Origin of the sequence: Kibdelosporangium banguiense (assembly GCF_017876405.1) — a bacterium.
GTDB classification, from domain to species: domain Bacteria; phylum Actinomycetota; class Actinomycetes; order Mycobacteriales; family Pseudonocardiaceae; genus Kibdelosporangium; species Kibdelosporangium banguiense.
In genome coordinates, this window is sequence record NZ_JAGINW010000001.1 from 5,272,033 (window position 1) to 5,293,195 (window position 21,163).

The 21,163-nt window shown below is 64.3% G+C and carries 17 protein-coding genes and 2 rRNA genes; 15 read left to right on the top strand and 4 right to left on the bottom strand.

Features of this window, described 5'->3' with window-relative positions; genetic code table 11:
- Genes JOF56_RS25020 through JOF56_RS25030 form a run of 3 tightly spaced genes read right to left on the bottom strand, consistent with a single transcriptional unit; the run spans window position 1 to window position 1,874 of the window.
- Window positions 1-762: a zf-HC2 domain-containing protein gene (locus JOF56_RS25020; RefSeq protein WP_209641959.1), complete on the bottom strand. Its 762-nt coding sequence runs from the start codon at window positions 760-762 to the stop codon at window positions 1-3.
- The gene (locus JOF56_RS25025; protein ID WP_209641960.1) at window positions 759-1,298 is read right to left on the bottom strand and encodes an RNA polymerase sigma factor; all 540 of its coding nucleotides are present in this window, start codon (window positions 1,296-1,298) and stop codon (window positions 759-761) included. The genes JOF56_RS25020 and JOF56_RS25025 overlap by 4 nt, the downstream gene beginning before the upstream one ends.
- Before the next feature lie 6 nt (window positions 1,299-1,304).
- Window positions 1,305-1,874, bottom strand: a complete 570-nt coding sequence (locus tag JOF56_RS25030; RefSeq protein WP_209641961.1) for a TetR/AcrR family transcriptional regulator — start codon at window positions 1,872-1,874, stop codon at window positions 1,305-1,307.
- 77 nt (window positions 1,875-1,951) lie between these two features.
- On the opposite strand from JOF56_RS25030, the gene JOF56_RS25035 reads away from it, so the two are divergent.
- Window positions 1,952-3,160 carry an FAD-dependent monooxygenase gene (locus tag JOF56_RS25035; RefSeq protein WP_209641962.1) on the top strand — a complete coding sequence of 403 codons (1,209 nt, stop codon included), beginning with the start codon at window positions 1,952-1,954 and terminating at the stop codon, window positions 3,158-3,160.
- Here the strand turns inward: JOF56_RS25035 and JOF56_RS25040 are convergent.
- Window positions 3,145-4,245 carry a serine hydrolase domain-containing protein gene (locus JOF56_RS25040; protein WP_209641963.1) on the bottom strand — a complete coding sequence of 367 codons (1,101 nt, stop codon included), beginning with the start codon at window positions 4,243-4,245 and terminating at the stop codon, window positions 3,145-3,147. The two genes, JOF56_RS25035 and JOF56_RS25040, sit on opposite strands and share 16 nt — an antisense overlap.
- 121 nt (window positions 4,246-4,366) lie before the next feature.
- Here JOF56_RS25040 and argC point away from each other — a divergent pair, with 121 nt between their 5' ends.
- The 14 genes from argC (at window position 4,367) to JOF56_RS25110 (ending at window position 21,087) form a co-directional block, all read left to right on the top strand.
- Window positions 4,367-5,392, top strand: coding sequence for an N-acetyl-gamma-glutamyl-phosphate reductase (argC, locus tag JOF56_RS25045; protein WP_209641964.1), 1,026 nt, complete (start codon window positions 4,367-4,369; stop codon window positions 5,390-5,392).
- A 2-nt stretch (window positions 5,393-5,394) separates the two neighbouring features.
- Complete coding sequence (argJ, locus tag JOF56_RS25050; RefSeq protein WP_209648466.1) at window positions 5,395-6,567, top strand: bifunctional glutamate N-acetyltransferase/amino-acid acetyltransferase ArgJ; 1,173 nt, start codon at window positions 5,395-5,397, stop codon at window positions 6,565-6,567.
- Complete coding sequence (gene argB / locus JOF56_RS25055; protein ID WP_209641965.1) at window positions 6,564-7,451, top strand: acetylglutamate kinase; 888 nt, start codon at window positions 6,564-6,566, stop codon at window positions 7,449-7,451. Before argJ ends, argB begins: the two co-directional genes overlap by 4 nt.
- Window positions 7,451-8,611 carry an acetylornithine transaminase gene (locus JOF56_RS25060; protein ID WP_209641966.1) on the top strand — a complete coding sequence of 387 codons (1,161 nt, stop codon included), beginning with the start codon at window positions 7,451-7,453 and terminating at the stop codon, window positions 8,609-8,611. The genes argB and JOF56_RS25060 overlap by 1 nt, the downstream gene beginning before the upstream one ends.
- A complete protein-coding gene (gene argF, locus JOF56_RS25065) occupies window positions 8,608-9,534 on the top strand; it encodes an ornithine carbamoyltransferase (RefSeq protein ID WP_209641967.1) in 927 nt (308 codons plus the stop codon). The genes JOF56_RS25060 and argF overlap by 4 nt, the downstream gene beginning before the upstream one ends.
- Window positions 9,531-10,040, top strand: coding sequence for an arginine repressor (locus JOF56_RS25070; protein WP_209641968.1), 510 nt, complete (start codon window positions 9,531-9,533; stop codon window positions 10,038-10,040). Before argF ends, JOF56_RS25070 begins: the two co-directional genes overlap by 4 nt.
- A 26-nt stretch (window positions 10,041-10,066) precedes the next feature.
- A complete protein-coding gene (gene argH / locus JOF56_RS25075) occupies window positions 10,067-11,473 on the top strand; it encodes an argininosuccinate lyase (RefSeq protein WP_209641969.1) in 1,407 nt (468 codons plus the stop codon).
- A complete protein-coding gene (locus JOF56_RS25080; protein ID WP_209641970.1) occupies window positions 11,470-12,060 on the top strand; it encodes a VOC family protein in 591 nt (196 codons plus the stop codon). The genes argH and JOF56_RS25080 overlap by 4 nt, the downstream gene beginning before the upstream one ends.
- Window positions 12,057-12,668, top strand: a complete 612-nt coding sequence (locus JOF56_RS25085) for a DNA-3-methyladenine glycosylase (protein WP_209641971.1) — start codon at window positions 12,057-12,059, stop codon at window positions 12,666-12,668. Before JOF56_RS25080 ends, JOF56_RS25085 begins: the two co-directional genes overlap by 4 nt.
- Window positions 12,593-13,660, top strand: a complete 1,068-nt coding sequence (locus JOF56_RS25090; RefSeq protein WP_209641972.1) for a cytochrome P450 family protein — start codon at window positions 12,593-12,595, stop codon at window positions 13,658-13,660. Before JOF56_RS25085 ends, JOF56_RS25090 begins: the two co-directional genes overlap by 76 nt.
- Window positions 13,657-14,289 carry a Rossmann-fold NAD(P)-binding domain-containing protein gene (locus JOF56_RS25095; RefSeq protein WP_307855246.1) on the top strand — a complete coding sequence of 211 codons (633 nt, stop codon included), beginning with the start codon at window positions 13,657-13,659 and terminating at the stop codon, window positions 14,287-14,289. The genes JOF56_RS25090 and JOF56_RS25095 overlap by 4 nt, the downstream gene beginning before the upstream one ends.
- Before the next feature lie 35 nt (window positions 14,290-14,324).
- On the top strand, window positions 14,325-15,599 hold the full coding sequence (gene tyrS, locus JOF56_RS25100) for a tyrosine--tRNA ligase (protein WP_209641973.1): 1,275 nt from the start codon (window positions 14,325-14,327) through the stop codon (window positions 15,597-15,599).
- 523 nt (window positions 15,600-16,122) lie between these two features.
- Window positions 16,123-17,641: ribosomal RNA gene (locus tag JOF56_RS25105) — 16S ribosomal RNA — on the top strand.
- A gap of 326 nt (window positions 17,642-17,967) precedes the next feature.
- Window positions 17,968-21,087 (top strand): 23S ribosomal RNA (locus tag JOF56_RS25110).
- Together the 16S and 23S rRNA genes form the textbook arrangement of a ribosomal RNA operon.
- Window positions 21,088-21,163 lie beyond the last annotated feature (76 nt).

The window sequence follows — 21,163 nt, forward strand, 5'->3', positions numbered from 1 at the left end:
TTAACGCAGTCGTGCGTACGAGTCCGCCCGGAGGGCCATGACCACGACGCACAGGACAACAATCGACGCCCAGATGGGCAAACTGGCCGGCTGCAGGAGTTGCGGCAGGTTGCTGTTGATCAATGACGGTCCGACGACCAGCCCGGCCCAGAGCCCGGCCAGGATCGCCGCCGCGTGGCTGAGTGCGATGACGCTGCCCAGTGCAAGCGTACCGAGGGTGAATGCCAAGCAGGGCAACAGCCACAGCGCCGGTGACGTGCCACTTGGCAGGCCTGCGAGGACAAGCGCCGGGATCACGACCACCAGCACCGCGGCCGTACGCCGCAAAGCCAGGTGCAGCCCCGCTCTGGGCGTCGCCGAGACGAGTTCGTAAGCCGGATCCATCGCTCTGTTCCAGGCCATGGCCACCCCCAGCACGGGAGCGACCGGCGCGAGCAACATGACAAGCGGGACTTCGGTCATACCGAGCAGATCCAGGAGCATTGCCACGACCGCGACCAGCAACGTCATCCCCAGCCACGGGCCTCCCGCAGGCGCCGCCCACGTCGGGATGCGCCGGTGTTTCGCCGGTGGCTCAACGGTTTCGATGCCGGACCACACTGTCTGCAGCAGTGGTGCCAGCGAATCCGTCCGGGTGGCGAGCAGTTGCCGGCAGGACGCACACGTTTCCATGTGCGCCTCCAGGGCCCACACCTGGTCCGCCGGGATGTCCTTGTCCCCGTTGACATACCTGCGGACCAGGTCCAGTGATACGTGGCTCATGACAGTGCCTCCCGCAGCAAGGTCCGTGCCCGGCGAGCCCGGGTTTTGACGGTCCCTTCCGGCACACCGAGCAGGACGGATGTCTCGCGGACGGTCAGCCCGTCGAGCACCATCGCCTGCAGCACATCGCGTAGTTCCGGCGCCAGCTGGTCCAGCGCGGCACCCAGTTCGTGCCCGACTGTGCCCGCCAGCACGACTTCCTCGGCCGCGGGCGCGTCCGGCGGCACGTCAGGCTTGATTTCGGCCTGTCGTGCCTGCCGTGCTTGTTGTCGAAACACGTCGACGAGCCGGTGCGCGGCGATCGTCCACAACCAACCGACCGCGCTGCCGTCCACCGACGCTCCGGCGAACCCGCCGGCCGCACGCCACACCGCGAGGTACGTCTCCTGCATGACCTCGGCGACGATCTGGTCGTCGCTGCAGCGGCGGCGCAGCCGTACCGCCAGCCAGGGTGACGTGCGGCGATACAGCTCCGCGAACGCCGCCCGGTCGCCTTTCGCGACCTTGCGGACCAGAGCCGCTTCGTCGTCCGTCATGCCCAGCTAGACGACGGGCGAGCCGGTTCGGTTTTCCTCCGGCCGAACTTTTTCGATACCCAGTGCGGCGCAGGCCGCGGTCACGGCAGCGATCCGCAGCTCGTCTTCGGGAACGTCGCGGAACTGGACAACGCAGTCCTGCAGGCCGCCGAGCGCGACCACGACTCGTGCCGACTGCTCCAGGGTCGGCTCCGGCCCGGTCAGCAGCGTGATCAGCCTGGCCCGCCACGACAGCACCAGGTCGACCAGGCCCAGGTCGATCAACGTCGTCAGCTCGTTCATCACGAACACGAGGTCGTGGCGGTGGCGGTAGTGGAAATCGAAGTACACCGTCAGCAACTCAAGGGGATCGACGCGGGACTTCGTCTCGTGGCCGGCCAGCATGTCCTCGCCGCCGTCCATCAACGGCTGCACGATGCTGCGCAGCAGGTCCTCCCGTGAGGAGAAGTGGTAGTACAGGGCGGGTTTGGTGATCCCCAGCCGGTCGGCGATCTCTCGCATGCTGGTCTTCTGCACGCCCTGCTCGGCGAACAGCTCACGGGCGACCTCGAGGATGCGCTGCTTGGTTCCGGCCATGACGATCAGAATATCTTACTTACCGGTAGGTCAGATTCTGCGGTACGCTGACTTACCGGTAAGTAAGGGGAGTGATCATGCGAGTTCTCATCTCGGGCGCCAGCATCGCCGGGCCGGTGCTGGCGTACTGGCTGAACAGGTACGGCTTCGACGTCACGGTCGTCGAGCGCGCGCCGGTCCTGCGTAAGACCGGCGGACATGCTGTGGATCTGTTCCGGCCGGCGATGGACATCTCGGAGTGGATGGGCGTGCTGCCAGAGGTGGAGCGGGCCGCCACGCACATGGACCGCGGCACTCTCTTCCGGGAGGGCTCACCGCGACCGATCCGGGTGGACCTGGGCAAAGTGTTCGCGGCCGTGTCCGACCGGCACGTGGAGATCCTGCGCGACGACCTGAGCGAGATCTACTACGACGCCACACGCGACAACGTCGAGTACATCTTCGGCGACTCCATCACCGGCATCTCCGACGGCGACGTCACCTTCGAAAACGGGCCTGCACGGCACTTCGACGTGATCGTCGGCGCGGATGGCCTGCATTCCAACGTTCGCAAGCTGGTCTTCGGCGAGGTGCCGAAAACCTTCATCGGCGCACACCTGGCAGTCATGACTGTGCCGAAGGATCTGGGCAACGACGGCGAGTACATGTTCCACATGGGCGCGGGCCGGGTCGCCGGGGTGTACAGCGCGAAACACATGCCCGACGGTCGCGTGATCTTCCTGTTCCGCGGCCCTGAACTGGACTATCACCACCGGGATGTGGCGCGGCAGAAGGAACTGCTGCGCGCGGCGATGGCCGGGATGCATCCGGCTGTGGACCGGTGGCTGACCGAACTGGACACCACACCCGCGTTCTACTTCGACTCGATTACCCAGTTGAGCATGAACACATGGTCACGCGGGCGCGTCACCCTCGTCGGAGACGCGGGGTACTGCCCCGGTCCGGCAGTCGGCGGCAGCACGAGCCTGGCCGTCCTCGGTGCTTACGTGCTGGCCGGCGAACTTGCAGCGGCTGACGGCGACTACACGCGGGCGTTTGCCGCGTACGAACGGGAAATGATGGGTCTGGTCACGCAAAGCAGGTCGTTCGCCGCGGGGGCGGCCAAGACCTTGATCCCAGGCTCGCGGTTGGCGGTGTGGGCGCTGGCGCGGGGTTCCGGGCTCGCTTCGTTGCTACCGGCAGGTGTAATGCGGGCCGTGGCCAAGCTGAACAGCAAGGGCGTGCGCATGCACGACTCGATGGTCGTCAAGCAGTACCCGGAACTGCGTACTCACCCGGCGGCGTAGCGCCAGAAGTCACGCATCAGCGGTGGGGACGTCGGTCCGGCCATGGCGACTTGGGTGAACAGGATCGTGGCGGTGCCAGTGGACGGGATGATGTGTCCTGCCGTGCCGGTGCCGCCGACCCAGCCGTAACGCCCCGGCACATTCCATGGATCCACTGCGGCGACGTCGACCGAGCCGCCGAATCCCCAGCCCTGGCCTTCCAGGAACAGCGTGGAACCGGCGCGTTGAGCCGCTGTCAGATGATCAGTGGTCATCATCCGTACTGACTCGGCCGACAACAGGTCCCCGCCGTCAGCAAGCAGCATCCGGGCGAACGCGAGCCAGTCGGAGGCGGTGGAAACGAGCCCGCCCGCGCCTGACGGGAACGCGGGAGGCGTGGCCCACTGGCCGTCGGGCCGGTCGGCCAGTTCGAAGCCGTCTTGCGTGTGGCGGTAGTAGTTGGGGACCCGGTCCAGTTTGGCTGTGGGTACCGAAAAACCCGTGTCCAGCATGCCGAGCGGCGCGAAGACACGGTCGGCCAGGAAGTCGGGCAACGACTGGCCGGAGACCCGTGCGATCAGCACGCCCTGCAGGTCGGACGAAGTGTTGTAGAGCCATTGCTCGCCCGGCTGGCAGACGAGTGGGACCCGCGCGAGTTTCGCCATCCACTCGTCGGGCTTCGGCGGGCGCTGCACCTCGCGGCCGTCGCCCCCAAGCTCAGTGGCCATCAACTGGACCGCGGGCAGGTCGAACCGGTCCGGGAAGCCGTACCCGGCCCGGAACGTGAGCAGGTCGAACACTATGATGGGCCGTTCGGCCGGGACCACGTCGTCAACCGGGCTGTCCGCAGTTCGCACAACCATGGGTTCCGCCAGCTCAGGCAGCCATTTTCGGATCGGGTCGGTCAACGCGATCCGGCCGTCCTGGATCAGCAGCATGACCGCAGCCGCCGTGATCGGCTTGGTGATCGACGCGATCCGGAAGATCGAATCCGGCGCGATCCCGTCGCCCGCGACCGCGATCCGCACATCCGTGCCCCGCGCCACCAGCCCGAGCGCGCCGGGAACCGTGCCGTCGCCGACGTGTTTGTCCACAATGCTCTGCATGTCCGCACCCTTTCGCCGACCAGGCAGACCAGCGCGCTGAGCAAAACTCATCGCGCTCGAATGTGTGATCCAGACCCAAAACCGTTTGAGTGAACTTGCATGGTTGTGCATAATCATCCATATGACGGTTCGGGTAGCGGTGGCGGGAGCGAGCGGGTACGCCGGGGGTGAGGTGCTTCGGCTGCTGCTCGGTCATCCTGAGGTGGAGGTCGGGGCGCTTACCGCGGGTGCGAGTGCGGGTATGACCCTCGGTCAGTACCAGCCGCACCTGCTGCCCCTCGCCGGTCGTGTCCTGGCTGACACGACAACGGAAGAGCTCGCTGGCCATGACGTTGTTTTCCTCGCCCTGCCGCACGGGAAGTCGGCGCGGATCGCGGCGGAGCTCGGCCCGGACACGGTGGTCATCGACTGTGGGGCGGACCACCGCCTGGAAGACGCGGCCGCCTGGCAGCGCTGGTACGGCGGCGAGCATGCGGGTTCGTGGCCGTATGGCCTGCCTGAGCTGGCCGGCCGGGACGCGCTCAAAGCGGCGAAGCGGGTGGCGGTCCCGGGCTGCTATCCGACTGTGTCCAGCCTGGCGCTTGCCCCGGCTGTCGCGGATGGACTGGTCGAGCCCGAGGTCGTCATCGTCGCGGTGTCCGGCACGTCCGGCGCGGGCAAGTCGCTCAAGCCACACCTGCTCGGCTCGGAGGTCATGGGCTCGCTCAGTGCGTACGGCGTCGCCGGCACGCATCGGCACACCCCGGAGATCACCCAGAACCTGAGCAAAGCCGCCGGCGAGCACGTCTCGGTGTCGTTCACGCCCGTGCTCGCCCCGCTGCCGCGCGGAATTCTGGCCACCTGCAGCGCGAACCTCAAGCCAGGCCGCACGATCGAGGACGTCCGGGCCGCCTACGAGAAGTCTTACGCCGACGAACCCTTTGTCCACGTGCTGCCCACCGGCAGCTGGCCGACGACCGGCGCCGTGCTGGGGTCCAACGCGGTCCAGCTTCAGCTCGCCGTCGACACGGAACTCAACCGTCTCACCGTCGTCGGCGCGATCGACAACTTGACGAAAGGCACCGCGGGTGCCGCTGTGCAGTGCATGAACATCGCTCTTGGCCTGCCCGAGACCACCGGCCTGTCGACTGTGGGAGTAGCCCCGTGAGTTTGGACCGTGACAAGGGAGTCACCGCGCCTGCCGGCTTCACCGCCGCCGGGATCGCCGCCGGGATCAAGGATTCCGGCAATCTCGACCTGGCGCTGGTGGTGAACGAAGGCCCGAACGACTCGGCCGCCGCGGTGTTCACGACCAACAAGGTCAAAGCCGCGCCGGTGCTCTGGTCGCAGCAGGTGCTCAAGGAGGGCAGACTGCGCGCGGTCGTGCTGAACTCCGGCGGCGCCAACGCCTGCACCGGCCCGGAAGGCTTTCAGGACACGCACGCCACCGCCGAGAAGGTCGCCGACGTCCTGGAATGCGGCGCCATCGAGGTCGCGGTCTGCTCGACCGGCCTGATCGGCGAACGGTTGCCGATGGACGCTGTTCTGTCCGGTGTGGACGCGGCCAAGGCCGCTCTGAAGAGCGACACCCAGGCCGGGCTGAACGCCGCGACGGCAGTGATGACAACGGATTCACGCCCGAAGCAGAGCTGGAAGGCACACGAGCAGGGCTGGTCGATTGGCGGGTTCGTCAAGGGCGCGGGAATGCTCGCCCCGAATCTCGCGACCATGCTGGCCGTGATCACGACTGACGCCGACGTCGACAAAGGCACGCTGGACGCCGCGCTGCGCAAGGCGACCGCGAAGACGTTCGACTGCCTGGATGTCGACGGCGGAACGTCCACAAACGACACTGTGCTGGCGATGGCTTCCGGCGCGTCGGGCATCAAGCCGGGCGCGGACGAGTTCGTCGCGTTGCTGACCGAGGTCTGCTGGGATCTGGTCCGGCAGTTGCAGGGTGACGCGGAAGGCGTGACCAAGGAGATCTTCGTGACCGTTCAGGGCACGCGCAGCGACCAGGACGCCATGGTCGTCGGCCGGATCATCGCCGAGGACAACCTGGTCAAGACCGCGCTGTTCGGCTCGGACCCGAACTGGGGCCGGATCGCGATGGCGCTGGGCCGCGCGCCGGTGGACATCGACCCGGACCTGCTGTCCATTGTGATCAACGGGATCCGCGTGATGGACAAGGGAACCCGCGGTGAGGACCGGGCCGGTGCCGACCTGTCCGGCCGGGAGGTCACCATCGTGGTCGACTTCGGCCTGGGCGACGGCGCGGCGACAATCCTGACCACCGACCTGTCGCACGCCTACGTCGAAGAGAACAGCGCGTACTCCTCATGAACAACAACGCTGATCTCAAGGCGGCTGTGCTGATCGAGGCGTTGCCGTGGCTCCAGGAGTTCCACGGCGCGACCGTCGTGATCAAGTACGGCGGCAACGCCATGATCGACGACCAGCTCAAGCGCGCCTTCGCGCAGGACATGGTTTTCCTGCGGCTGGCGGGGATCAAACCAGTGGTCGTGCACGGCGGCGGACCGCAGATCGGAGCGATGCTCGGCAAGCTGGGCATCGAGAGCGAGTTCCGTGGCGGCCTGCGGGTGACCACACCGGAAGCCATGGACGTGGTCCGGATGGTACTCGTCGGCCAGGTCGGCCGTGAACTCGTCGGCCTGATCAACGCGCACGGCCCGTACGCGGTCGGTATTTCCGGTGAGGACGCGCACCTGTTCACCGCCGAGCGCCGGAGCCTGGAAATCGACGGCGAAGAGGTCGACCTCGGCCTGGTCGGTGACGTCGTCACAGTGAACCCGGCCGCCGTTCAGGACATTGTGGACGCGGGACGTATCCCGGTCGTGTCCACAGTGGCCCCGGACATTGATGGTCAGGTGCACAACGTGAACGCGGACACCGCTGCGGCTGCCCTGGCCGTGGCGCTGAAGGCCCAAAAACTTGTCGTGCTGACCGACGTCGAAGGTCTTTACAAGAACTGGCCGGACAAGTCCTCGCTCGTGCACCGGATCGGCGCGGGCGAACTGGAGAAGATCCTGCCGGATCTGGCCAGCGGAATGGTGCCGAAGATGGAAGCCTGTCTGCGTGCGGTGCGCGGCAACGTTCCGCAGGCACACGTGATCGACGGGCGCCTGGCGCACTCGGTCCTGCTCGAAGTGTTCACCAGCGAAGGTGTCGGGACCATGGTCCTGCCATCCGACGAAGGGGAAGCGTGATGACGCTGCAGCAGCGGTGGCAAGCCGCGATGATGAACAACTACGGCACCCCGCAGTTGGCATTGGAGCGAGGCGAAGGCGCGTACGTCTGGGACACCGACGGCAATCGATATCTGGACCTGATCACTGGCATCGCGGTCAACGCACTCGGCCACGGCCACCCGGCGATCGTCGCCGCGGTCACCGAGCAGATCGGCAAGCTGGCGCACACGTCCAACCTGTACATCAACACTCCGGGCCTGGATCTGGCCGAGAAGCTGCTCGACCTGGCCGGTGTCGAAGGCAAGGTGCTGTTCAGCAACTCCGGCGCCGAGGCCAACGAGACCGCGCTCAAGCTCTCCCGGCGGACCGGCCGCAGCAAGATCGTGGCCACCGAAGGCGGTTTCCACGGCCGCACAATGGGCGCGTTGACCTTGACCGGCCAGCCCGGCAAGCGCACGCCGTTCGAGCCGTTGGTTCCTGGTGTCACGCACATTCCGTTCGGTGATGTGGCGGCGCTCGAGGCCGCGATCGACGGTGAGACGGCCGCTTTCATAGTGGAGCCGATCCAGGGTGAGCAGGGTGTTGTCGTGCCCCCGGAGGGATATCTCCAGGCAGCGCGCGAGATCACTGCCAAGCACGGCGCGCTGCTGATTCTCGACGAGGTGCAGACCGGCGTCGGCCGGACCGGCACGTGGTTCGCGTTCCAGCAGGCCGGCATCACACCGGACATCTTCACGCTGGCCAAGGGCCTGGGCGGGGGACTGCCGCTGGGCGCGTGCATCGCGGTCGGCGACGCCGCGAACCTCTTCGAGCCAGGCCATCACGGCACCACGTTCGGCGGCAACCCGGTGTGCTGTGCGGCAGCGCTGGCCTTACTGAACACGATCGCCGCGGAAGGCTTGCTGGACCACACATCCGTGGTCGGCAAGGAGATCGCGGCCGGTGTCGAACAGCTCGGCCACCCACTGGTGGCCGGGGTGCGTGGTGCCGGGCTGCTGATCGGCATCATGTTGCGTGAGAAGGTCTCCAGCGCCGTGGCCGCCTCCGCCCAGAAAGCCGGATACCTGATCAACCCGATCCAGCCGGACGTCATCCGGCTGGCCCCGCCGCTCATCCTCGACCACGCCGACGCCGCCCAGTTCGTCGCAGACCTGCCCGCAGCCCTGGAGGGCCAATGACACCGCGCCACTTCCTGCGTGACGACGACCTGTCGCCGGACGAGCTGGTGACCGTGCTCGATCTGGCCGACCGGCTCAAACTCGACCCGATGGGGCCCAAGCCGCTGGCCGGCCCGAAGAGCGTCGCCGTGCTGTTCGAGAAGAACTCGACCCGCACCCGGCTCTCGCTGGAGGTCGGCATCGCCCAGCTGGGCGGCCAGCCGATCATCGTCGACGGCCGGATGATGCAGCTCGGCCGCGAGGAGACCATCGAGGACACTTCCCGGGTCCTGTCGCGTTACGTGCACGCCGTGGTGTGGCGGACGTTCGCGCAGAAACGCATCGAGGCGATGGCCTCGGTGTCCAAGGTCCCCGTGATCAACGCGCTGACCGACGAGTTCCACCCGTGCCAGGTCCTCGCCGACCTGCAGACCATCCGGGAGCGCAAGGGAAAGCTCGCCGGGCTGACCCTCACCTACCTCGGTGACGGCGCCAACAACATGGCCCATTCGCTGATGCTGGGCGGCGTGAACGCGGGCCTGCACATCCGCCTGGTGACACCCGAAGGCTTTCAGCCCGCAGGGGAGTTCATGGTGGACGCCAAGAAGCGCGCGGTGGACACAGGCGGCAGCGTTACTGTCCTGACCGACCCGTATGAAGCGGTGGATGGCACAGACGTGATCGCCACGGACACCTGGACCTCCATGGGCCAGGAGAACGACGGCCGTGACCGCGTCACCCCGTTCCGCAAACTGCAGGTCAACGCCGCTCTGCTCGACCGGGCCGCGCCGGACGCGATCGTGCTGCACTGCCTGCCCGCGCACCGCGGCTGGGAGATCACCGACGAGGTGCTCGACGGCCCGGCCAGCGCGGTCTGGGATGAGGCCGAGAACCGGCTGCACGCCCAGAAGGCACTGCTGGTCTGGCTGCTGGAGAACTCGTGACCAGCGCTGGTACGCGCGTTGCCCGGCAGGCGCGGATCGTCGAGCTCGTGTCCACCATGGCCATCCGCAGCCAGACCGAGCTCGCGAAGATCCTTGCCGCGGAAGGAGTCGACGTCACACAGGCGACCCTGTCGCGTGACCTCGACGAGCTCGGCGCGGTGAAACTGCGGGGAGCCGACGCCGGTGCGCCTGTGTACGTCATCCCCGAGGACGGGTCGCCGGTCCGCGGAGTGCAAGGCGGCACCACACGCCTGACCAGGCTGCTGGGCGAACTGCTCGTCTCCGCCGACCACTCGGCCAACCTGACAGTCCTGCGCACACCGCCCGGCGCGGCCCAGTTCTTGGCCAGCGCGATCGACCGGGCAGCCCTGCATGAGGTCATCGGCACCATCGCCGGTGACGATACGGTGCTGGTGATCGCGCGAGAGTCCATCACCGGGGCTGAGCTGGCCGACCGTTTCCGAACGATGGCCGGCCTGAAGAAGGACGGCCCCGAAGATGACTGAGTTTTGCTACCGAGGAGCATTTTCACATGAGTTCGTTGTGGGGCGGCCGGTTCGCCTCTGGCCCAGCCGACGCGATGGCGGCCCTGTCCGCGTCCACGCACTTCGACTGGCGTCTGGCCAAGCACGACATCGCCGGGTCACGTGCGCACGCCCGCGTGCTCAACCGCGCGGGACTGCTGACCGACGACGAACTCGAAGGCATGCTCAAGGCATTGGATGCCCTTGAGGCCGACGTGGTCTCCGGCGCGTTCACCCCGACCATCGCCGACGAGGACGTGCACACAGCCTTGGAGCGCGGCCTCATCGAACGGGCAGGCGCCGGGCTCGGCGGCAAACTGCGCGCCGGCCGGTCACGGAACGACCAGGTCGCGACCCTGTTCCGGATGTGGCTCCGAGACGCCGCACGCCGCGTCGCCGACGGAACCCTCGACGTGATCGACGCCCTCGTAGCGCAGGCAACCACGCATTCGACGGCCGTGATGCCAGGCCGTACGCACCTCCAGCACGCGCAGCCAGTGCTGCTCGCGCACCATTTGCTCGCGCACGCCCAGTCGTTGACCCGGGACATCGAACGCATCCGTGACTGGGATGCCCGTGCCGCACTGTCGCCTTACGGCTCAGGCGCACTCGCAGGCTCCTCACTGGGCTTGGATCCTGCAGCCGTCGCCGCTGACCTGGGCTTCGACGGCCCGGTGGAGAACTCCATCGACGGCACAGCCTCCCGCGACTTCGCCGCCGAGATCGCCTTCGTGCTGGCGATGCTGGGCGTGAACCTCTCCCGCGTCGCCGAGGAAACGATCATCTGGACGACCGCGGAGTTCTCCTACGCGGTCCTCGACGACGCCTGGGCCACCGGCAGCTCGATCATGCCGCAGAAGAAGAACCCCGACGTCGCCGAACTGACCAGGGGAAAGTCCGGGCGGCTGATCGGCAACCTGACCGGCCTGCTGGCCACCCTGAAAGCCCAGCCCCTGGCCTACAACCGTGACCTGCAGGAAGACAAGGAGCCGCTGTTCGACTCGGTCGAGCAGCTCGAACTCCTGCTGCCCGCGATCGCCGGCATGATCGCCACCCTGACCTTCGACACCGACCGGATGGCAGAGCTCGCGCCCCAGGGCTTCACCCTCGCCACCGACATCGCCGAATGGCTCGTCCGCGAAGGCGTCCCCTTCCGCATCGCCCACGAAGCCGCCGGCGCCTGCGTCCGCACCGCCGAATCCCGCGGCGTCGGCCTCGACGAACTCACCGACGACGAATTCACCGCCATCGACCCGCACCTCACCCCCCGGGTCCGCGACGTCCTCACCGTCACCGGCTCCATCGCCTCACGCGACGCCTACGGCGGAACCGCGCCCGATAGAGTCGCTGAGCAGCGTGATCGGTTGGTCGCCCGGCTCACCGAGCACAGGACGTGGGTGGAAGGAACGCATTGATCGATCACTTGGTCTACGCGGTGCCTGACCTGGCTCTCGCGGACGACTTGGGTATCGCCCTGAGTCCAGGTGGTCCGCATGTCGGGTTGGGCACTCGAAATCTCCTGGCGAGTCTGGGCGGTGACGCGTACCTCGAAGTGATCGGTCCTGATCCGGAGCAGCCTGAGCCTGACGGGCCTCGGCCGTTCGGCATCGACGACCTGACTGAACCGAAGCTGGTGGCGTGGGCGGTGCGGGTCGAGGACATCGATGAAGCCGTGGAAAGGGCGAAGGCCCGGGGTTATGACCCTGGGCCGGTGATGTCGATGTCTCGTGTGCGGCCGGATGGTGTGCTGCTGGAGTGGCGGCTCACGCCGCCGGTCGCGGGGATATTGCCGTTCCTGATCGACTGGGGCAGCACCCTGCATCCCTCGGCGAGTGCCGCCCAAGGCGCGGTGCTGGAGTCTTTGCTGGTCACCGACTATGACAAGGATGCTGCTTACGAAGGATTGAAGGCGCTCGGCCTTCGTGATTTCGCCATGGGATACGGGCCTCCTGGACTGATGGCTGAGATCCGGACATCCGATGGTGAAGTGGTGCTGCGGTGAGGCAGCTGACGCGCGACGACCTGGCCATCGATCCTGTCGACGCCGCGAAACTCCTGCTGGGGTGTGAGCTGGAATCCCGTAGCCCGCAAGGGATTGTGCGGGTACGGCTGGTCGAGGTGGAGGCGTACCGCGGCGGGGATGACCCGGCGTCGCATTGCTACCGGGGGCGGACGCCTCGCAACGACGTGATGTTCGGCCCGGCCGGTCACCTGTACGTCTACTTCGTCTACGGCATGCATTTCTGCGCGAACATCGTGTCGCTCACCGACGGTGTGCCCGGCGCTGTCCTGTTACGCGCGGGCGAGGTGATTGAGGGTTTGGATCTCGCGCGTGTCCGTCGTCCCTCCGCGCGTAGTGACTCCGAGCTGGCGAAAGGCCCGGCACGGCTGACTGGGGTGCTGGGTATCGACCGCGCGCAGAATGGGGTCGACCTCACCGCGCCGGATGCGTCGGTCCGGATCTATCAGGGGGATCCGGTTGACGAGATTCGGAGCGGCCCACGGGTCGGGGTGGCCGTTGCGATGGATGTGCCGTGGCGGTTCTGGGTGGATTCGCCGGCGGTGAGCGCGTATCGCCGCGGCGGGAAAAGGGCGAGGCAGCTCTCTTGAAGATCACATTGCCGGACGGGTCCGAAGCCTGGCTGGTCACCGAGTACGAGGATGTCCGCGCCGGCCTGGCCGACCCCCGGCTGTCGCTGAGCAAGGACAACGCCACCAGCCGTTACACCGGTTTCAAGCTGCCACCCGCCTTGGACCGCAACCTGCTCAACCTCGACCCGCCCGACCACACGCGCTTACGTCGCCTGGTCGGCGGTGCTTTCACCGCGCACCGAGTCGCTCGGATGCGCGACAAGGTCGGAGCGATCGCGGACAAGCTGCTCGGCGACGTGAGCGGCACGGTCGACCTGATGGCGGCCTATGCGACGCCACTTCCCGTGATCACCATCAGCGACCTGCTCGGCGCGCCCGCGGACCGGATCGGCGACTTCCGGGCATGGACGGACGCGCTGATCACGCAAGGCTCCCGGGACGCGGTCGCCAACATGTACCGCTTCATGCTGGATCTGATCGCCGCCAAACGCGCCGATCCCGGCGACGACCTGATCTCGGCCATGATCGCCGCGCGCGACGGTGACGACCGGCTCAGCGAGGACGAACTGCTCTCCTTGGCGTTCCTGATCCTGTGGGCCGGGTACGAGAACTCCGTGCACCTGATCGGCAACAGCATCCTGCACACGCTGACACACGGCCCGACGGACATCGAGGAACTGCTCCGGGTAGCCAACCCGAACCTGCACGCCATCCGCAGATTCCCCATCGACGACATCGATATCGGCGGCCAGACGATCCCAAAGGGACAGACGGTTCTGCTGGACATCCAGTCCGCCAACGAATCCGCGGCCAAGCACCTGAGCTTCGGTGCCGGCATCCACTACTGCGTCGGTGCGCCGCTGGCCCGCCTCGAGCTGGAGATCGCGCTCGATCGGCTGTTCGGCACATTCCCGGAAGTATCCCTCGCGGTATCCCCGGACGCACTTGTCTGGAGAGACTCCATTCGGAGTCGTGGACTGCTGGCGTTGCCGGTTACGCTCACCGCGTGAAGGTGATCGTCTACGGCGCGAGTGGCATGGTCGGCCACGGAGTCCTGCGGGAGTGCGTGCTCGACCCGGAGATCACCGAGGTGCTCGTGGTCGGCCGCAGCCCGCTGGGCCGTGCGCACGAGAAGCTCAAGGAGATCGTGCTGCCGGACCTGGCCGATCAGTCCACAATCGACTTCAGCGGCTACGACGCGTGCTTCTTCTGCCTGGGTGTGAGCTCCAGCGGGATGAGCGAGGAGCGCTACCGGAGCATCACGTACGACATCACGATGGCGGCTGCCAGGCCGTTCGCCGAGGCCAATCCGGCCGCGACGTTCATCTACGTGTCCGGCCTCGGCACCGACAGCACCGAGCACGGCCGCACGATGTGGGCACGGGTCAAGGGCAAGACCGAGAACGATCTGCTCGCCCTGTTCCCGAACGCCTACATGTTCCGGCCGGGCTACATCGAGCCGAAACACGGCGCCAGGTCGCGCACCCCGCTCTACCAGGTCGCCCTGACGATCTTCCCGCTGGTCAGGCGGTTCAGCTGGGCCACGGACACCGAGCGGATCGGCCTGGCCATGATCAAGCTCGCCAAGCACGGCGGGCAGGAGAAGATCCTCGATCCGAAGGCCATCAACGCCGTCTGACAAACGCCTGGACGGCGTGGGGGATGATGATGGCCGTGAGTGAGCACATCCTTGACGAGCTGTCCTGGCGCGGCCTGATCGCGCAGTCCACCGACATCGACGCCCTGCGCCGTGACCTCAGCGACGGCCCACTCACCCTCTATTGCGGCTTCGACCCGACCGCGCCCAGCCTGCACGCCGGCAACCTCGTCCCGCTGCTGGGCCTGAGCCGGTTCCAGAAAGCCGGGCACCGGCCGATCGTGCTGGCAGGCGGCGCGACCGGGATGATCGGCGACCCGCGGGACACCGGTGAACGCTCGATGAACCCGCTTGACGTCGTGGCCGAGTGGACCGAGCGGATCCGCGGCCAGCTGGAGCGGTTCGTGCAGTTCGACGACTCGCCGACCGGCGCGCTGGTCGAGAACAACCTGACGTGGACCGGGAGCATGCCGGTCACGGAGTTCCTACGAGATGTCGGCAAGCACTTCTCGATCAACGTGATGCTCTCCCGGGAGACGGTCAAACGCCGGCTCGAGGGTGACGGCATGTCGTACACCGAGTTCAGCTACCTGCTCCTGCAGTCCAACGACTACCTGCAGCTCTACCGCAAGCACGGGTGCCGGCTGCAGATCGGCGGCCAGGACCAGTGGGGCAACATCGTCGGCGGGGTCGACCTGGTCCGCCGCGTCGAGCAGAAGAGCGTGCACGCGTTGACCGCGCCGCTGGTCACGGACTCCGAAGGGCGCAAGTTCGGCAAGTCCACAGGTGGCGGGAACGTGTGGCTCGATCCGTCGATGACCTCGCCGTACGCCTGGTACCAGCACTTCGTGAACGTGGGCGACGCTGAGGCGTTGACCTACCTGCAGATGCTGACGTTCGTGCCGCGCGAGGAGATCGAGGACCTCAAGCAGCAAACGGCTGAGAAACCCCAGCTCAGGGCCGCACAGAAGCGGCTGGCCGGTGAGTTCACCGATCTCGTGCACGGGGAGAAGGAGACTCAGCAGGTGATCGCGGCGTCGCAGGCCTTGTTCGGCCGGGGTGAGCTGCGTGAGCTGGACGCGGGGACGCTCGACGCCGCGATGGGTGAGGTTCCGACAGGTGAGGTGCGGCTGGCTGACCAGCCGACGATCGTCGAGCTGCTTGTGGCTTCCGGGCTTGCCGCAGGTAACGGGGCTGCGCGGCGGACGGTCAACGAGGGAGGCGCGTACGTGAACAACGAGCGCGTCAATGCCGAGGACTGGCGTCCCTCGTCGGATGACCTGCTGCATGGCAAGTGGCTTGTGGTCCGTAAAGGCAAGCGCAATACCGCTGGAGTACGCGTCTCACCCTGAACGGGTACTTCCGTAGCACAGGCCGTCGGTCCATCGGACCGGCGGCCTGTTTGCTTGTTTGCACAGGTAGAGGCCGGTTTTTGGCCGCCAAACGAGTCTTGGAAAAGAAGTTGGTGTGACGGGCAACACAGTTGCAACGCGGCTGGAGTCCGATAGCGTGTGGGTAGCCCCGTTGTAGGGCCGCTGACCTGCGGCTTTACCTCGCAGCGGGGCTTGACGGGCGCGATTTGACCTCTGGTTGGCGGCCGTGTAACTTTATCCAAGTCAGAGCGGAACGGGCCGGGAAAACCGGAACGGAGCTCGAAGACAAAAAACAAGACTTAGCAGTACAGCCCCTCGATGGGTCGGCTCAAAGCCGCTTCTGACGGGTGTGCGTGTGTTGTTTGAGAACTCAACAGTGTGTCGATCTATTGAAAGCCAGTAGAGCTTTTATATGAACCCCGATCAAGTGGGTTCCTTTGAGATGGACAGATAGACCAGATGAGTTCTGGTTTGTCAGGACATCGGATTTTCTGACAAAGCATTGTTGGAGAGTTTGATCCTGGCTCAGGACGAACGCTGGCGGCGTGCTTAACACATGCAAGTCGAGCGGTAAGGCCCTTCGGGGTACACGAGCGGCGAACGGGTGAGTAACACGTGGGTAATCTGCCCTGCACTCTGGGATAAGCCTTGGAAACGAGGTCTAATACCGGATACGACTTGCGGTCGCATGACTGTGGGTGGAAAGTTCCGGCGGTGCAGGATGAACCCGCGGCCTATCAGCTTGTTGGTGGGGTAATGGCCTACCAAGGCGACGACGGGTAGCCGGCCTGAGAGGGCGACCGGCCACACTGGGACTGAGACACGGCCCAGACTCCTACGGGAGGCAGCAGTGGGGAATATTGCGCAATGGGCGAAAGCCTGACGCAGCGACGCCGCGTGAGGGATGACGGCCTTCGGGTTGTAAACCTCTTTCGCCAGGGACGAAGCGAGAGTGACGGTACCTGGAGAAGAAGCACCGGCTAACTACGTGCCAGCAGCCGCGGTAATACGTAGGGTGCGAGCGTTGTCCGGAATTATTGGGCGTAAAGAGCTCGTAGGCGGTTTGTTGCGTCGGCCGTGAAAACTTCACGCTTAACGTGGAGCTTGCGGTCGATACGGGCAGACTTGAGTTCGGTAGGGGAGACTGGAATTCCTGGTGTAGCGGTGAAATGCGCAGATATCAGGAGGAACACCGGTGGCGAAGGCGGGTCTCTGGGCCGATACTGACGCTGAGGAGCGAAAGCGTGGGGAGCGAACAGGATTAGATACCCTGGTAGTCCACGCCGTAAACGTTGGGCGCTAGGTGTGGGGCTCTTTCCACGGGTTCCGTGCCGTAGCTAACGCATTAAGCGCCCCGCCTGGGGAGTACGGCCGCAAGGCTAAAACTCAAAGGAATTGACGGGGGCCCGCACAAGCGGCGGAGCATGTGGATTAATTCGATGCAACGCGAAGAACCTTACCTGGGCTTGACATGCGCCAGACATCCCTAGAGATAGGGCTTCCCTTGTGGTTGGTGTGCAGGTGGTGCATGGCTGTCGTCAGCTCGTGTCGTGAGATGTTGGGTTAAGTCCCGCAACGAGCGCAACCCTCGTTCCATGTTGCCAGCGGGTAATGCCGGGGACTCATGGGAGACTGCCGGGGTCAACTCGGAGGAAGGTGGGGATGACGTCAAGTCATCATGCCCCTTATGTCCAGGGCTTCACACATGCTACAATGGCTAGTACAGAGGGCTGCGAGACCGTGAGGTGGAGCGAATCCCTTAAAGCTGGTCTCAGTTCGGATTGGGGTCTGCAACTCGACCCCATGAAGTCGGAGTCGCTAGTAATCGCAGATCAGCAACGCTGCGGTGAATACGTTCCCGGGCCTTGTACACACCGCCCGTCACGTCACGAAAGTCGGTAACACCCGAAGCCCACGGCCTAACCCCTTGTGGGAGGGAGTGGTCGAAGGTGGGACTGGCGATTGGGACGAAGTCGTAACAAGGTAGCCGTACCGGAAGGTGCGGCTGGATCACCTCCTTTCTAAGGAGCACATCACCTGACAGGTTCAGTACAGGCCTCTTCGGAGGCATGGAACGACTGTGCAGGAGATCCACCAGCCGTGGCATGCGTTCACGGGGTGGAGCTCAAGGAATCGTGGAACTACTGGTCTTCCGCAGCCAAGTCTGCAGATAGTCGACACACTGTTGGGTCCTGAGGCAACACGCGCTTGCGTGTGCGCTGCTTCTGGTGACCGGGACTGCTTCGAGTTCAAACCGGCCGGCGTTGATCGGAATGGGTGTTCTCAACGGTAAGCGGTGTTCTGGTGTGGTGTTTGAGAACTGTACAGTGGATGCGAGCATCTTTGTGGTCAAGTTGTTAAGGGCATACGGTGGATGCCTTGGCATCAGGAGCCGATGAAGGACGTAGGAGGCTGCGATAAGCCTCGGGGAGCTGTCAACCGAGCTGTGATCCGAGGATTTCCGAATGGGGAAACCCGGCACCCGTTATGGGGTGTCACCTGCACCTGAATATATAGGGTGTGTGGAGGGAACGCGGGGAAGTGAAACATCTCAGTACCCGTAGGAAGAGAAAACAACCGTGATTCCGTGAGTAGTGGCGAGCGAAAGCGGATGAGGCTAAACCTACTGCGTGTGATACCTGACAGGGGTTGCGTAGTGGGGGTCGTGGGACCCACTGGCTGGGGCTGTCAACCTAGCGGGAAGTCATAAAGTCATGTTGCTAGTCAAATCGGTCTGGAAAGCCGAACCGTAGAGGGTGAAAGTCCCGTCGACGAAAGCGCGTGATCTTCCTTGGTGGTGTTCCCGAGTAGCAGCGAGCTCGTGGAATTTGCTGTGAATTTGGCGGGACCACCCGTTAAGCCTAAATACTTCCTGATGACCGATAGCGGACTAGTACCGTGAGGGAAAGGTGAAAAGTACCCCGGGAGGGGAGTGAAAGAGTACCTGAAACCGTGTGCCTACAAGCCGTCAGAGCCTTTTGGGGTGATGGCGTGCCTTTTGAAGAATGAGCCTGCGAGTTAGTGATGCGTGGCGAGGTTAACCCGTGTGGGGTAGCCGTAGCGAAAGCGAGTCTGAATAGGGCGTTGAGTCGCGTGTTCTAGACCCGAAGCGGAGTGATCTACCCATGGCCAGGGTGAAGCGCCGGTAAGACGGTGTGGAGGCCCGAACCCACCAGGGTTGAAAACCTGGGGGATGAGCTGTGGGTAGGGGTGAAAGGCCAATCAAACTCCGTGATAGCTGGTTCTCCCCGAAATGCATTTAGGTGCAGCGTCGTATGTTTCACCACGGGGGTAGAGCACTGGATGGCCTAGGGGGCCTACAAGCTTACTGAAGTCAACCAAACTCCGAATACCGTGGTGTGAGAGTGCGGCAGTGAGACTGCGGGGGATAAGCTTCGTAGTCGAGAGGGAAACAGCCCAGAACACCAGCTAAGGCCCCTAAGTGTGCGCTAAGTGGGAAAGGATGTGGGGTCGCCCAGACAACCAGGAGGTTGGCTTAGAAGCAGCCATCCTTGAAAGAGTGCGTAATAGCTCACTGGTCAAGTGGTCCTGCGCCGACAATGTAGCGGGGCTTAAGCGTACCGCCGAAGCTGTGTCATTCATGCATACAGATCCATGAGCGTCTTCGGATGCTTGTGCAGTCGCATGGATGGGTAGGGGAGCGTCCTGTAGCCATGGAAGCGGCGGTGGAAACCAGCCGTGGAGGCTATGGGAGTGAGAATGCAGGCATGAGTAGCGAAAGCAGAGTGAGAACCTCTGCCGCCGGATGACCAAGGGTTCCTGGGCCAGGCTAATCCGCCCAGGGTAAGTCGGGACCTAAGGCGAGGCCGACAGGCGTAGTCGATGGACAACGGGTTGATATTCCCGTACCCGCGTGAACGCGCCCATGATGAGGCGGTTGATGCTAACCACCCAAAGCTGTGCGAGTAAGCCTTCGGGTGAATCGTGTGGTGGAGCGTGGGATCCGATTCCGTATTAGTCAAGCGATGGGGTGACGCAGGAAGGTAGCTCCGCCAGTGAGTGGATTAACTGGTGTAAGCGTGTAGGGAGTGGTGTAGGCAAATCCGCACTGCATATATCCTGAGACGTGATGCGTAGCCGATTGAGGCGAAGTGGGTGATCCTATGCTGCCGAGAAAAGCCTCTAGTGAGTGTTCAAGCGGCCCGTACCCTAAACCGACACAGGTGGTCAGGTAGAGAATACTAAGGCGTTCGGGTGAACTGTGGTTAAGGAACTCGGCAAAATGCCCCCGTAACTTCGGGAGAAGGGGGGCCGTGTGACGTGACGGGGCTTTGCTCCTTGAGCGTTGTGTGGCCGCAGAGACTAGCGAGAAGCGACTGTTTACTAAAAACACAGGTCCATGCGAAGTCGTAAGACGATGTATATGGACTGACGCCTGCCCGGTGCTGGAACGTTAAGAGGACGGGTTAGTCTGTAAGGGCGAAGCTCAGAATTTAAGCGCCAGTAAACGGCGGTGGTAACTATAACCATCCTAAGGTAGCGAAATTCCTTGTCGGGTAAGTTCCGACCTGCACGAATGGCGTAACGACTTCTCGGCTGTCTCAACCACAGGCCCGGTGAAATTGCACTACGAGTAAAGATGCTCGTTACGCGCGGCAGGACGGAAAGACCCCGGGACCTTTACTATAGCTTGGTATTGGTGCTCGGTTCGGCTTGTGTAGGATAGGTGGGAGACTGTGAAGCTCGGACGCTAGTTCGGGTGGAGTCGTTGTTGAAATACCACTCTGGTCGAATTGGGTGTCTAACCTCGGACCATGATCTGGTTCAGGGACAGTGCCTGGTGGGTAGTTTAACTGGGGCGGTTGCCTCCCAAAGAGTAACGGAGGCGCTCAAAGGTTCCCTCAGCCTGGTTGGCAATCAGGTGTTGAGTGCAAGTGCACAAGGGGGCTTGACTGTGAGACTGACGGGTCGAGCAGGGACGAAAGTCGGAACTAGTGATCCGGCCATGGCTTGTGGAAGCGTGGTCGCTCAACGGATAAAAGGTACCCCGGGGATAACAGGCTGATCTTGCCCAAGAGTCCATATCGACGGCATGGTTTGGCACCTCGATGTCGGCTCGTCGCATCCTGGGGCCGGAGTAGGTCCCAAGGGTTGGGCTGTTCGCCCATTAAAGCGGTACGCGAGCTGGGTTTAGAACGTCGTGAGACAGTTCGGTCCCTATCCGCCGCGCGCGTAGGAGACTTGAGGAAGGCTGTCCCTAGTACGAGAGGACCGGGACGGACGAACCTCTGGTGTGCCAGTTGTTCTGCCAAGGGCATGGCTGGTTGGCTACGTTCGGAAGGGATAACCGCTGAAGGCATCTAAGCGGGAAGCTCGTTCCAAGATGAGGTCTCCCACCTGTTTACAGGGTAAGGCTCCCAGCTAGACGACTGGGTTGATAGGCCAGAGATGGAAGCGCGGTAACGTGTGGAGTTGACTGGTACTAATAGGCCGAGGACTTGACTACAAAGACGCTACGCATCCACTGTACGGTTCTGAAACACCAAACCGGTTCGGTTGGACGGTTTGAGTGGTTTCGTGGT